1 protein-coding gene is annotated in these 655 nt (G+C 66.0%); it reads left to right on the top strand.

Annotation, left to right across the window (positions count from 1 at the left end):
• The coding region (locus tag M8J71_RS22810) for a glycoside hydrolase family 32 protein (protein WP_256250151.1) at window positions 1-655 on the top strand (655 nt) is incomplete at both ends.

The following is a 655-nucleotide window of genomic DNA, read 5'->3' as shown; positions in this document are numbered from 1 at the left end:
TTTACACCAGCGCCTACAAACCGGGCTCGGAGCATGAGGGGGTCCAGGCCCAGTCCCTGGCCTACAGCCTGGACGGGGGCTACACCTGGACAAAACACACTGACAACCCCGTGCTGAACCGCGGGTCCGCGGAGTTCCGCGACCCCAAAGTCATCCGGTACGACGGCGGCGCGGGCAGCTACTGGGTGATGGTCGCCGTCGAAGCCCTGGACTTCCAGGTGGTCCTCTACAAATCCGAGGACCTGAAACACTGGGAACTGCTGAGCAGTTTCGGCCCCGCGAACGCCACCGGCGGCGTCTGGGAATGCCCGGACCTTTTCCAGTTGCCGGTGGACGGCGACCCGGAAAACCTCACGTGGGTCCTCACCGTCAACCTCAACCCTGGCGGGCCTAACAACGGCTCAGCCGGGCAATACTTCCTGGGCGACTTCGACGGCACCACCTTCACCTCAGCCACCACGGTGACCGAAGGCCTGCAGGACCCGGACCGGCTGGGTGACTACCGGTGGCTGGACTGGGGCCGGGACTACTACGCCGCCGTCTCCTTCAGCGATGCCCCGGAGGGCCGCCGCCTCATGATCGGCTGGATGAACAACTGGGACTACGCCAACCACATCCCCACCACCCCCTGGCGCAGCCCCATGAGCCTCGCCCG

Source organism: Pseudarthrobacter sp. R1 (genome assembly GCF_024494415.1).
Taxonomy (GTDB): Bacteria; Actinomycetota; Actinomycetes; order Actinomycetales; family Micrococcaceae; genus Arthrobacter.
Note: the sequence above shows the minus strand (reverse complement) of the source record. Positions and strands in the feature narration are given on the sequence as shown.